We start from the raw sequence: 12,022 nt of genomic DNA, 5'->3' as shown, positions 1-12,022 counted from the left end.
GAGGTCGCGCGTCGTCACGGCGGGGGCCTCAGTTCAGGGCCGCGGCCTCGCGGGTCACGGTCGGCTTGGCGCGGGAGACCGAGACGCTGTCGCCCGTGCGGAGGATCTCGATCGCCTGGGTCTCGCCGCCGAGGTCGCGCGGCGTCGAGAGGGTGACGCTCTGGCCGTTGGCCAGCACGGTCTCGAAGCGCACCGGGCCGGCGCTCTCCGTGCCGGCGAGGGTGACGACGACCCGGTAACCCGTGGTCTCGGGGGTGTAGTAGGCGACGCCGGCCACATCGCCGAGGCTGACGCTGCCGCCGGCGCGGGCCTTGATCGGCTCGGCCTGGGCTGCACCCGCGAGGGTGGCGAGCACGGTGGCGGCGGTGAGGAGTGTGGTACGAACGGACATGATCGAAGGTCTCTGCTCTGGGGCAAGGCGCCCGATGCCCTTGCTTCTGAGGCGAATATGCTGTGCGTTGCACCATGGATCAAACAGAACGAATCGATAATGACTATTGATCACGTCGATCTATCCCGGGTCGACCTGAACCTGCTCGTGGCCCTCGACGCGCTCCTGTCGGAGCGGAGCGTCACCCGGGCAGCCGCCCGCATCGGCATCGGCCAGTCGGCCATGAGCAGCAGCCTCGCCCGTCTCCGAACCCTGTTCGGCGACGAACTCCTGACCCGGTCCCCGGAGGGGATGCGGCCGACGCCCCGCGCCCTGGCGCTGGCCGAGCCGGTGCGGACGCTGCTGCGGCAGATCCAGGCCCTGGTGCGGCGCGATGCGGAGTTCGATCCCCGCACCGTGACCCGCACCTTCACCATCGGGCTGCCGGACAGCGCCGAGGTGCTGATCGGCCCGCGCCTGCTGGCCCATCTGCGGGCGGAGGCGCCCGGCATCAGCCTGCTGCTGCGCTCCATCGACCGCATCCGCATCCTGCAGGAACTCGATGCCGACCGGGTCGACCTCGGCATCGGCTTCTTCTCGGAGGGCCAGACGCACCACAAGCAGCGCCTGCTCTATCGCGACAGCTACCTGTGCATGTTCAACGCGGACCTCGTCGGGCTGTCGCCGCCGATCTCCCTCGACGATTACCTGCGCTTTCCCCACGTGCTCACCAGCCTGAAGGAGACCGCGCACGGGGTGGTGGACGATGCGCTCGCCAAGCTCGGACGCAGCCGGACCCTGGCGGTGACCACGCCGCGCTTCCTCGCGGTGCCGTTCCTGGTGCGCAGCGCCCCGGTCCTGACCACGATGCACGCGCGACTCGCCACCTTCTTCGCCGGCGCCCTCGGACTCACCGTGAGCCCGACGCCCGTGGCCCTGGAGGACGTCGCGGTCTCGATGCTGTGGCATGCCTCCTATGACGACGATCCCGCCCATCGCTGGCTGCGCCGGACGCTGCTTACCCTGGTGGAGGCACCGACCGGAACGATCTGACCCGGCGTGCCGGGCGGCGGCCCGAAGGGGTATGATCGTCCCGGGGGCCTGCGTGGGACGGGACTCGGCAGGGAGATCTTGAAGTGAGGATCTTCAAGGATGCGTGAGGCAGCGCACAGCCGGGGGGCTGACAATCATCGATTCTCTTACCGTTCATCAACCGTTCGGTGATTCTCTCTCACTGTGACGCTTCTGATTTGACGCAAGCTCTTCGGGATTGAAGGAACGGAGCTATGAAGAATACGCTGGTCGCGGCCCTGGTGGCCGCCATGGTCGCCGTCGTGGCCGTTCCGAGCGCCCAGGCGCGCGACGGAATTGGGGCGGGCGGCGCGGCCGCCCTCGGCGTGCTTGGCGGCCTCGCCATCGGCGGCGCCATCGCCTCGTCGCAGAACGACGGCGGCTACTACCCGGGTCGCCCGGTCTATCGCGCGCCGCGCCCGGTCTATGTCGAAGAGGAGGTGTGCCACATGGAACGCCGCGGCTTCATCGACGCCTACGGCTACGAGCACATCCGCCGCGTCCGCGTCTGCGAATAGGACGCGTCGCCGCGACGCATCTCGGCGCGGTAACCGACGGCGCTGCTCTCCACGAACGATCCCAACGGGCTCCGCCATCGCAGGCGGGGCCCGTTTGCATGTCAGGCAGCGGCATCGCCCCCGGAGCGAGATGAAAGCTTTCGCCCGTCCGCTTGTCGGGCATGTGGATGTGTGTCTTCCAGTATTTCATTGTACTGATTCTAAGATGTTGCCTTGCGAGCACGGCGTGAAATGATCAGTTTTCGGTCCCGTCTGGATCGTTGACCGTCTGATTTTTTCATTCCAATGCACCAAAATAATCTTTGGTCGCAGGTCCGCACGTGCCAATCATCTTTGGGTTTCTGCTCGCGCACAAGTTGAATAGCGGTGCCGTTCTTCGCCGGACACTGATCGGTTCGACGGCTGCCCTCGTGACCTGCATGGCGGGTCCGGTGGTCGCGCAGCAATCCAGCCCGCCGAGCGCTTCGAACGTGACGCTTGACACCCTGGAGGTCGTCGGCGATCGCCGGGGCGTCACTGTGATCGGTGCGGCCGAGGACCCGCGCGGCCCCGTCGCCGGTTACGTCGCGACCCGTTCCGTCTCCAGCACCAAGACCGACACCCCGATCCTCCGGACGCCGCAGGCGATCTCGGTGGTGGGACGCCAGCAGATCGACGACCAGAAGCCGACGAGCTTGGCCGAGGCGACGCGCTACGCGCCGGGCATCCGCGGCGAGACCTTCGGCGCCGATCCGCGCAACGACTGGTTCCTCATCCGTGGCTTCACCGCCCAGGAATCCGGCTACTTCCTCGACGGTCTGCAACTGTTCACCTCGGCCTTCGCCACCTGGAAGCTGGAGCCCTTCGGCCTGGAGCGCCTGGAAATCCTGCGCGGACCGAATTCCGGCCTCTATGGCGGCGCTAGCCCGGGCGGCATCATCAACGCGGTGAGCAAGCGCCCGCCGATCGTGCCGATCCGCTACGTCGAGGCCGGAATCGACAATTTCGGCAACGCCTATGCGGGCTTCGACATCGGCGGTCCCGTGGAGGCCGGCACCGAGGGCAAGCTGTTCTATCGCCTCGTCGGGCTCGGCCGGGGCGGCGGAACGCAGGTCGACTTCGTCAACAACGACCGCTTCTTCTTCGCGCCCTCGATCACCTGGAAGCCGGACGCAGACACCTCGCTGACCCTTCTGGCCCAGGTGCAGCGCGACCGTGCCGGCACCCAGAACTTCCTGCCCTACGAGGGCACGGTGACACCGGCGCCCTTCGGCTTCATCAAGACGAGCCGCTTCACCGGCGACCCGGCGACCGACCGCCTGACCCGTTCACAGGACATGGTGGGCTACGAGTTCGAGCATCGCTTCGACAATGACATCAAGTTCCGGCAGAACGCACGCCACGGCACGGTCACGGTCAATCTGTCCAACCGTTACGGCGGCGGCTACGCCACCACGCCGGCCGCAGCCGACCTCAGCCGCTTCGACTTCTTCACCCGTGGCGCGGCGGTGCAGAGCGACATCGACAACCAACTCGTCATCCCGTTCCGCACGGGCGATTTCGGGCATACGGTGCTGGCGGGCTTCGAGTACCGGCGCTACCAGATCGACGACTACCAGGCCTTCGGCTTCGGTCCGTCGCTGAACCTGGTCCGGCCGATCTATCCCAACACCCCCCTCAACCTTGGCGCCCCCTACCAGAACGCACTGATCACCCAGAACCAGTTTGCGGCCTACCTGCAGGACGAGATCACCTTCGGCAATTTTTCCCTCGTGCTCAGCGGCCGCCACGACTGGGTCGCCACCGACAACGTCGACCGGCTCGGCGTCAACAACGCCACCCGGGACACCAGCGCCTTCAGCGGCCGCGTCGCCCTGATCTACAACGACGAATCCGGGCTCGCTCCCTACGTCTCCTACGCGCAGGGCTTCAACCCGACCGTCGGCCTTAACGGTGTGACCGGCCAGCTCCTCCTGCCCGAGAGCAGCGAGCAAACCGAGATCGGTCTGAAGTACAAGCCTCCGGGTTTCGACGGCTACTTCGCCGCCGCACTGTTCGACCTGACCCGCTCGAACGTGCTGACCACCAACCCGCTCAACATCCAGCAGGTGGTCCAGACCGGTGCCGTGAACTCGCGCGGCGCCGAGGTCGAGATGGTGGCCAACCTCGCACCCGGTCTGCGGGCGGTGGCTTCCTACACCGCCTACGACCTCTCGGTGACGCGGGACCTGAACACCGCGCTTCTCGGCACCACCCCGACCAACACGCCGGAGCAGTACGGCTCGCTGTTCCTGGACTACACCTTCCAGAACGGCGTCCTGCGCGGCTTCGGTCTCGGCGGCGGCGTGCGCGGCGTCGGGCGCTCCTTCGCCGATCAGGCCAACCAGTTCCGGGTGCCGGGCTACGTCGTCGGCGACCTCGTCGCCCATTACGACTGGGAAGGCTGGCGCTTCGCCCTCAACGTCGCGAACGTCTCGGACGAGCGCATCGTCAACAGCTGCAGCACCGTTACGGCCTGCTACTACGGCGAGCGCCGCCGGGTGCTCGGCAGCATCGGCTATCGCTGGTAGCCGGCCGGGGCCGGCTTGCGCGGGGCAAACCCGCGGAGGCCGGTCACAACGGCTGGTAGGTGTGCTCCTCGGCCGGGAAGGTGCCGGAGCGGACCTCGTCGGCATAGTCCCTCACGGCGGCCTCGATCTGGCCCCGCAGGGTGCCGAAGCGTTTCACGAATTTCGGCACCCGGTCGCTGAGGCCGAGCATGTCCTCGAGGACGAGGATCTGTCCGTCGCACGCCATGGTGGCGCCGATGCCGATGGTGGGCGTGGTGATCTCGGGGGCGGTGGCGATGGCACGGGCCACCGGCTCGACGATGCCCTCCATCACGATGGCGAAAGCGCCCGCATCGTTGATGGCGCGGGCATCGGCCATCAGGCGACGCTCGCCGTCGGCCTCGCGGCCCTGCACCTTGAAGCCCCCCATGGTGTTCACCGATTGCGGGGTCAGGCCGATATGGCCCATTACCGGCACGCCGCGCTCGACCAGGAAGGCCACGGTCTCGGCAAAGCGCGCGCCGCCCTCCATCTTGATCGCCCCGGCCCCCGTCTCCTTGAGCACGCGAGCGGCGTTGAGGAAGGCCTGCTGCGGGCTCGCCTCGTAGGAGCCGAACGGCATGTCCACCACGATCAGGGCCCGGGAGGTGCCCCGGATCACGGCCTGCGCCTGGACGATCATCATCTCCAGGGTCACCGGCAGGGTCGATTCCATGCCGTGCATCAGCATGCCGAGGGAATCGCCGACTAGGATGAAGTCGCAATAGGGATCGAGGATGCCGGCCGTGTGCGCGTGATAGGCCGTGAGCGCGATAATCTTGCGCCCCTCGGCCTTGCGCTTGGCCAGGTCGATCGCGCGGATTCGGCGGGACTGAACGGCTTGCGACATCGAACTCCACCCGGCTGGTTCGGGCCGCCGGAACGCGGCGGACCGTCTGCTGGTGGAGGCTCTATACACCGCCTCGGCGGAGATGGCGCGGGCCGGTGTGACGCTCCCGCACGATTGTCGCGCCGCAAGGCCTTCGTCGTGCAAGTGATATATCAGATATCAGACCGCCCACCGCAGATATTGCCGGCGAATGTCACTGCGTGGAAAGTCTTGTCCGGGGGTATCGGTAACAGCGATGGCGTCGCTGCTCCGAACTCTCTCCGGGCGTTTCCTCCCTAGACTTTCGGGCGCCGTTCGATGCCTTTATTCCGCCACAACCGGCTCCCTGTCAACTGCGTTCACACTGGGGGCTGAGTATCCGCATGCTGATTGTTTGAGCGCAGGCCGGCGAAGACGGGAAAAATCCCGCAGGGCGAGACGCTTAACCTGATCGGAATCTGACGTTCGTCCTGGCCGCGGCTCGGCCCGCGCCTCAGCGCTGGGCCTCGCCGCCGCTCCGGGCCGTCCAGGCGGCATCCTCGGTGATGACCGTGGTCGGGTGGCGCTCCTGCCAACCCTCGATGCCCTCGGGGAACCAGTGCACGGCGCGATAGCCTTCGAGCACCAGCCGCTTGGCCGCGTTCCAACTGCCCCAGCATTCGGGATGACAGAAGGCGACGATGGCCCGGTTCTTGTCACCCACGGTCAGGTCCGCCACGCGTTTCAGGAACAGGGATTCGTGCGCCGGATCGAGGGGGGCGGCGCCCGCATTGGGCATCCACACCGCCCCGGGCACCGAGCGGTGGGCGGGCAGCCAGGGACGGTCGGACGGAAAGCCCGCCGGGCGCCGGTCGGCCAGGGACACGTCGAGCAGGACAGGCTTGTCACGGGCTATCAGGGCGTCGAGGGTGTCGATGGTGAGGACCGTGGCGCCCGACAGGGTGGCGGGGGTGTAGCCCCGCTGCGGCCCGGTCCAGATCCCGTCCGGCTCCGGCACGTTGACGGGGGAATCGGCCGGGCTCGCCGCCGCCAGGACGAAGGCGGCGGCGCCCGCGAGCGCGAGCCGAACGAGGCGCAGCATGATGGGGCGCCCGCTCAGTTGGTCGCGCTCGGGGCGGGGAAGCTGTGCTCCCACCGGCCGTTCTGGTTGTCGGAGGCCACCACCTGGATCGGCCCCTGGCCGTCGGGCTTCAGGGCGAAGTTGAGGACCGGGTTCGACGCGATCGAGATGTCGCCGTCCAGGGTCAGGATGGTCTGGCCGCCGCGGCTGATCGCGATCTTGTTGATGTAACGGGCCGGCGTGTAGTCGCGGGTGATCTGGTTCATCTGCATGCCGCTGAAGTTCGGATGGCGGATCATCAGCGTCGCCTCGACCGGCTGGCCGGGCTGGCTCTCGGCGAACTTCATCTTCATGTCGCCCATGCCCTTCATCGCCTCCTCGTCGCTCATGCCCATCGGGGCCGAGCAGCCGCCCGAAGCCTTGACGAACTTCGTGGTCTCGAAGAGTCGGCCGTCCTTGGTCTCCACCACGGCGTGGATGTTGGTGTAGTTGTTCACCCGCACCCGCAGCTTGAGTTCGTTCGCCTCGGCGCCCGGCCCGAAGGTGACGTGCGCCGCGTAGGGCGACGGGTTGTCGTCGATGATGAGGTGGACGCCCGCGACCGTGTCCTTCTCCGGCATGGTCAGGGTGATCGGCACCAGCGAGGCATCGAGCGCCCGCACCGGCGCGTCGATCGTCACGAGGCTGTCGGTCGGCGCGATCGTCTTGTCGCCGAAGATCGATTTCTGGATCTCCTTCCAGCGGGCGAGACGCTCCGACTCGTCGTCCGAAGCCCCGGCGGCGAGGCTCGGACCCGTCCCCAGCACGGTGCCGGCGCCGACCAGCGGCAGGGCGAGCGACAGGGCCGTCAGGATCGAGCGGACGAGAACAGGTTTGGTGATTGAGCGGGTCACGGCGTTTCTCCTGTGGGATGATCGTTCTTCTTGCGACATCCGTTCTTCTTGCGAGATCTCTGATATCATGTGGCGCGGGGCGGGATCAGCCTCAAGTCACAGTCTTGAGCCACGGCCTCATTCCCATTCCAGTTCCTTGAAGGCCTGGGTGACGTTGCGGCCATTGTAGGTGTCGAACAGGACCCACTTGTCGCGCTCGGCCTGTCCGACCGTCTGCACCGCCTTCTCGATCGGCAGGTCCGCCGCGATGGCCTTGCGGGTCTCGTCGCGAAGCACCGTCAGGTAGCGCGTCAGGTCGTCCATGGCGGGGGCGAAGTCGACCAGGGTCGGTCCGTGGCCCGGGACGGCCTTGGTCGCGCCCAACGCGCGCAGCCGGTCGGCCTCCTTGAGCCAGCCCACGAGGCTGCCGTCGAGGGAGGGGATGCGGGTGACGAACAGGAGGTCGGCGGGAAACAGGATGCCGCTGGCGGAATCCCGCATCGAGAGATCGCAGCTCGTATGCGCCGGGCCGTGGGCGGTGACGCGCAAGGTGCGGCCGCCGAGGTCGATGTCGGCGCCGTCCGTCACCTCCAGGGTGGGGTAGACCACCGTGCCGGCGCGGTCGGCGCCGAGGATTTCGACGAGGCGGCCGCGATAATATTCGCCCCGCGCGTCGAGGGCGGCCCGGAGGGCGCCGTGCCCGACATAGACCGGCTTGTCCTCGGCGAAGGCCGCCGCCCCGAAGCAATGGTCGGGGTGGACATGGGTCAGCACCACATGGCCGATCGGCTTGTCCGTGCGCTTCCTGATCTCCGCGCGCAGCCAGGCCCCGTCGGCGAGACTGCCGCCGGATTCGGTGACCAGGACCGAGGTCTCGCCCACGATGAAGCCGATATTGGCGATGGCGTCGTTGTTCTCGGGGCTCGCTTCCGCGTCGGGGCCGCGCCGGATGAAGATGCCGGGGCCGACCTCGTGCAGGTCGAAGCCCTCCGCCGAGCGCCCGAGGCTGGGCAGGCAGCACAGGCACAGGCCGCCGAACAAGGCGCCGCGACGCGTCGGATTCCAGCGTGATCGGCCGGCCTCAGCCCGCATGTATGCCTCCCGTTTTTTGTTCTACCAAGTAGTAGGTAGATTTCCGCCGACGTCAACGGCATAAGGCGGAGCCTCCACGTCCCGGCGATCACGGTCCCGCGCGCCGGAATGTCCAAGTGTCCAAGTGTCGAAGCGTCGAAAGGTCCGGGGCGGACGAGATGGAGCGGGCAGGGGAGATCATGGGACGATGAGGGATACCCGCGCCGCGCTGCTGCTGGAGGCCGAGACCCTGGTGCGTCGCCGGAGCTATGCCGGCTTCAGCTATGCCGACCTCGCCGAGGCGGTGCAGATCCGCAAGGCGAGCATCCACCACCACTTCCCGACCAAGTCCGATCTCGCCCGCGCCCTCGTGGCCGTTTACGATGCCCGCTACGACGCGGCTCTGGCCGAGATCCGGGCCGGCGAGCCCGACGCGATCCGGCGGATCGAGGCTTACGGCACCCTCTATCTCGGGGGCGTCGAGGCCGGGCTGGGCTGCCTCTGCGCCGTCCTGGCGATCGAGGGCGACGCCCTGCCGGAGACGCTGCGCGCCGACATCGCCCGCTTCTTCGAAAAGCACATCGCCTGGCTGGAGGCGGTGCTCGCCGAGGGCATCGCGACCGCAAGCGTGCGGGCCTCCCTCGATCCCGCCGCCACGGCTCGCATGGTCATTGCCGCCCTCGAAGGCGCCCTCCTGATGGAGCGCCTGCTGGCCGGACCGGCGGGCTTCCGCGGCACCCTCGCGGCGCTCTGCGACGGGCTGCGGGCTGCCGGGGTTTCATCCGACCGGGGTTTCATCCGAACCGACTGATACAATATAACAGGTCGCAGCGACGCCTCCCGCGCGGGCGACCCCGTGCCATCGACGAAGAGTCACCATGTCCGACAGCCCGAACCCCGCCACCGCGAAGATCCCCGTCACCGTGCTCACCGGCTATCTCGGCGCGGGCAAGACGACGCTTCTCAACCGCATCCTCACCGAGAACCACGGCAAGCGCTACGCCGTGATCGTCAACGAGTTCGGCGAGATCGGCATCGACAACGACCTCATCATCGGCGCCGACGAGGAGGTGTTCGAGATGAACAACGGCTGCGTCTGCTGCACCGTGCGCGGCGACCTGATCCGCATCATGGACGGCCTGGTGAAGCGGCGCGGCAAGTTCGACGCGATCATCGTCGAGACCACCGGCCTCGCCGATCCCGCCCCCGTGGCCCAGACCTTTTTCATCGACGAGGATGTCGGCGCGGCCGCCCGCCTCGACGCGGTGGTGACCGTGGCGGACGCCAAGTGGCTGTCGGACCGCCTGAAGGACGCGCCGGAGGCCAAGAACCAGATCGCCTTCGCGGACGTGATCCTGCTCAACAAGGCCGATCTCGTGGAGGAGGCGGACTTGGCCCGGGTCGAGGGCCAGATCCGCGCGATCAACCCCTACGCCAAGGTCCACCGCACCGAGCGCTGCGTGGTGCCGCTGGAGGCGGTGCTGGAGCGCAATGCCTTCGATCTCGGCCGCATCCTCGACATCGAACCCGACTTCCTCGAGGAGGGCCACCACCATCACCACGACGACGACATGCAGTCGGTCTCGGCCAAGATCGACGGACCGGTCGACCCCGAGAAGTTCATGCCCTGGATCTCGACCCTGACCCAGGTCCAGGGCCCCGACATCCTGCGCTGCAAGGGGATCGTCGCCTTCCCGAACGAGCCGCAGCGCTTCGTCTTCCAGGGCGTCCACCAGATCCTCGACGGCGACCTTCAGGGGCCGTGGAAGGACGACGAGCCGCGCGTCTCCCGCGTGGTCTTCATCGGCCGCAAGCTCGATCCGGAGGCGATCCGCGCCGGGTTCGAAGATTGCAAGGCGGCCTGACGCCCGGCCTTCCGGGGGGCTCGCGATTACGGGGGACGCGCGTGCGTCCCCCGGGCCGTCAGGCGGCCTTCACGCCGGCCAGGAACTGCGACACCTCCTGGCCGAGGTTTTCCGAATAGCGCGACAATTCCTTGGCGGCGCTCAGGACCTGGCTGGCGGCGGCGCCTGTCGAGCCCGCGCCGGCGCGGACATGCTCGATGTTGCTGGTCACCTCCTGGGTGCCCTGCGCGGCCTCCTGGACGTTCCGGGCGATCTCCCGGGTGGCGGCGCCCTGCTGCTCCATCGCGGCGGCGATGCCACTGGCGTAGGTCGACATGTCGGCGATGGTCCGGCCGATGCGCGTGATGTCGGACACCACCTCGCCGGTGGCCCCCTGGATCTCGCCGATCTTGGTGCGGATCTCCTCCGTGGCGCGCGCGGTCTGCCCGGCCAGTTCCTTCACTTCGGTGGCCACCACGGCAAAGCCGCGGCCCGCTTCGCCGGCGCGGGCCGCCTCGATGGTGGCGTTGAGCGCCAGCAGATTGGTCTGGCCCGCGATATTCGTGATCATGGCGACGACGTCGGTGATGCTGGCCGCAACGTCGGTCAGGCGCTTCACCGTCGCCTCGGTGCGGTGCGTATCCTCGACGGCCTGGTTGGCCATGATGGAGGATTGGCTGACCTGGGTTACGATCTCCTGGATCGAGGCGGACATCTCCTCGCTGGCGGACGCCACCGTGTGGACGTTGGCCGAGGTTTCTTCCGCCGCGCTCGCCACCGTCGTCGCCTGCTGGATCGACTGATCCGCCGTGGAGGCCATCGACTGGGCGGTGGCTTCCATCTCTGTGGCGGCCCCTGCCAGCCCGTGCGTCAGGTTCGAGACGTTGGCCTCGAAGCGCTTGGTCAGCCCGTCGAGCACTTCGGCCCGGCGCATCTTGGCCTGGTTCTCGGCCTCCTGCTCGGCCGCCAGGCTGCGGGCCAGGATGGCGTTGTCCTTGAACACCCCCAGCGACCGGGCCAGCAGACCGATTTCGTCCTTGCGCGCCATGCCCTCCACGGTGACCGTCAGGTCGCCGCTCGCGAGACGGCCCATCGCGGCGCCCATGGCGTTCACCGGACGGGCGATCGCGTAGATCACGATCAGGCCGGCACTGCCCAGGGCGGCCAGCAGCCCGACGACGGCCGAGGACACCAGCATGGTCGTGGTGCTTCTGACGATCTCGTCGGCGTGAGCGGCGCTCGCCTTCAACTCAGACTCGACCAGGGTGATCCGCTGATTGGCCTGCTCGCGCAGCTTGGCCCGCAACGGTGCCGCCTCAGCCTGCGCGATCCTGTTTCCGGTCGCTGGATCGTTATTCAGGGCGGCCTCGGAGGAGCGGTTCAGAACGGTAAAGTAGGATTCCAGCCCACGCCGAAGATCGGCGTTCGCCGCGATGCGCTCGGGCGTATCGGCCAGGGCGGCAAGTTTGGCCTGCGCCTCGTAGGTCGCCTCGATGGCGCCGGCTTGCCGGGCCTTGAAGTCCTGGCTCCTCGGCCCGGTCGGATCGATGAGGATGTTGCGGTTCTGGAGTGCGGCTTCGGTCAGGGTGATCTGCAGGTTGAGCGCGTAGCCCTGACGTGCCGTCTGCACCTGGACGATCTCCCGCGTCTGATCCGCAATCTGGGACAGGGCGTAGCGGGCGTAGATCACGAGACCGAGGGCGACCAGGGTCGTCATGACCAGCGGGATGATGATCTTCACCAGAAGGCTGAAGTTATTGAACGTCCTCATCAAAAATCCCGTCCTGCAGATCGAAGATTGAATTCACCTACTTAAGAAT

The 12,022-nt window shown here is 67.6% G+C and carries 11 protein-coding genes; 5 read left to right on the top strand and 6 right to left on the bottom strand.

What is annotated here, in order from left to right:
• Positions 1-28 precede the first annotated feature (28 nt).
• On the bottom strand, positions 29-391 hold the full coding sequence (locus ACV7NL_RS02650) for a hypothetical protein (RefSeq protein ID WP_463354839.1): 363 nt from the start codon (positions 389-391) through the stop codon (positions 29-31).
• A gap of 99 nt (positions 392-490) precedes the next feature.
• On the opposite strand from ACV7NL_RS02650, the gene ACV7NL_RS02645 reads away from it, so the two are divergent.
• The 3 genes from ACV7NL_RS02645 (at position 491) to ACV7NL_RS02635 (ending at position 4,508) form a co-directional block, all read left to right on the top strand.
• Positions 491-1,423, top strand: a complete 933-nt coding sequence (locus tag ACV7NL_RS02645) for a LysR family transcriptional regulator (protein ID WP_463354838.1) — start codon at positions 491-493, stop codon at positions 1,421-1,423.
• Between the two features lie 233 nt (positions 1,424-1,656).
• On the top strand, positions 1,657-1,959 hold the full coding sequence (locus ACV7NL_RS02640; RefSeq protein ID WP_463354837.1) for a hypothetical protein: 303 nt from the start codon (positions 1,657-1,659) through the stop codon (positions 1,957-1,959).
• Positions 1,960-2,378: 419 nt separating this feature from the next.
• A complete protein-coding gene (locus ACV7NL_RS02635; RefSeq protein WP_463354836.1) occupies positions 2,379-4,508 on the top strand; it encodes a TonB-dependent siderophore receptor in 2,130 nt (709 codons plus the stop codon).
• A gap of 43 nt (positions 4,509-4,551) precedes the next feature.
• Here the strand turns inward: ACV7NL_RS02635 and panB are convergent, their stop codons facing one another.
• The 4 genes from panB to ACV7NL_RS02615 all read right to left on the bottom strand — a co-directional run bounded on the left by panB (position 4,552) and on the right by ACV7NL_RS02615 (position 8,379).
• A complete protein-coding gene (gene panB / locus ACV7NL_RS02630) occupies positions 4,552-5,376 on the bottom strand; it encodes a 3-methyl-2-oxobutanoate hydroxymethyltransferase (protein ID WP_056485068.1) in 825 nt (274 codons plus the stop codon).
• A 472-nt stretch (positions 5,377-5,848) separates the two neighbouring features.
• Positions 5,849-6,436: a rhodanese-like domain-containing protein gene (locus ACV7NL_RS02625; RefSeq protein WP_463354835.1), complete on the bottom strand. Its 588-nt coding sequence runs from the start codon at positions 6,434-6,436 to the stop codon at positions 5,849-5,851.
• 14 nt (positions 6,437-6,450) lie between these two features.
• Positions 6,451-7,266, bottom strand: coding sequence for a quinoprotein dehydrogenase-associated SoxYZ-like carrier (locus tag ACV7NL_RS02620; protein WP_463357043.1), 816 nt, complete (start codon positions 7,264-7,266; stop codon positions 6,451-6,453).
• A 159-nt stretch (positions 7,267-7,425) separates the two neighbouring features.
• Entirely contained in the window at positions 7,426-8,379 is a 954-nt protein-coding gene (locus ACV7NL_RS02615; protein WP_463354834.1) for a quinoprotein relay system zinc metallohydrolase 2, read from the bottom strand.
• 187 nt (positions 8,380-8,566) lie between these two features.
• Between ACV7NL_RS02615 and ACV7NL_RS02610 the strand changes: the two genes are divergently transcribed.
• Together ACV7NL_RS02610 and ACV7NL_RS02605 are read left to right on the top strand one after the other, a co-directional pair.
• Positions 8,567-9,169, top strand: coding sequence for a TetR/AcrR family transcriptional regulator (locus tag ACV7NL_RS02610; protein WP_463354833.1), 603 nt, complete (start codon positions 8,567-8,569; stop codon positions 9,167-9,169).
• 67 nt (positions 9,170-9,236) lie between these two features.
• The gene (locus ACV7NL_RS02605) at positions 9,237-10,223 is read left to right on the top strand and encodes a CobW family GTP-binding protein (RefSeq protein WP_463354832.1); all 987 of its coding nucleotides are present in this window, start codon (positions 9,237-9,239) and stop codon (positions 10,221-10,223) included.
• Between the two features lie 58 nt (positions 10,224-10,281).
• Here ACV7NL_RS02605 and ACV7NL_RS02600 read toward each other — a convergent pair whose 3' ends face one another.
• A complete protein-coding gene (locus ACV7NL_RS02600; RefSeq protein ID WP_463354831.1) occupies positions 10,282-11,973 on the bottom strand; it encodes a methyl-accepting chemotaxis protein in 1,692 nt (563 codons plus the stop codon).
• Between the last annotated feature and the right edge of the window lie 49 nt (positions 11,974-12,022).

Source organism: Methylobacterium sp. Ger2507 (assembly GCF_055231875.1).
Note: the sequence above shows the minus strand (reverse complement) of the source record. Positions and strands in the feature narration are given on the sequence as shown.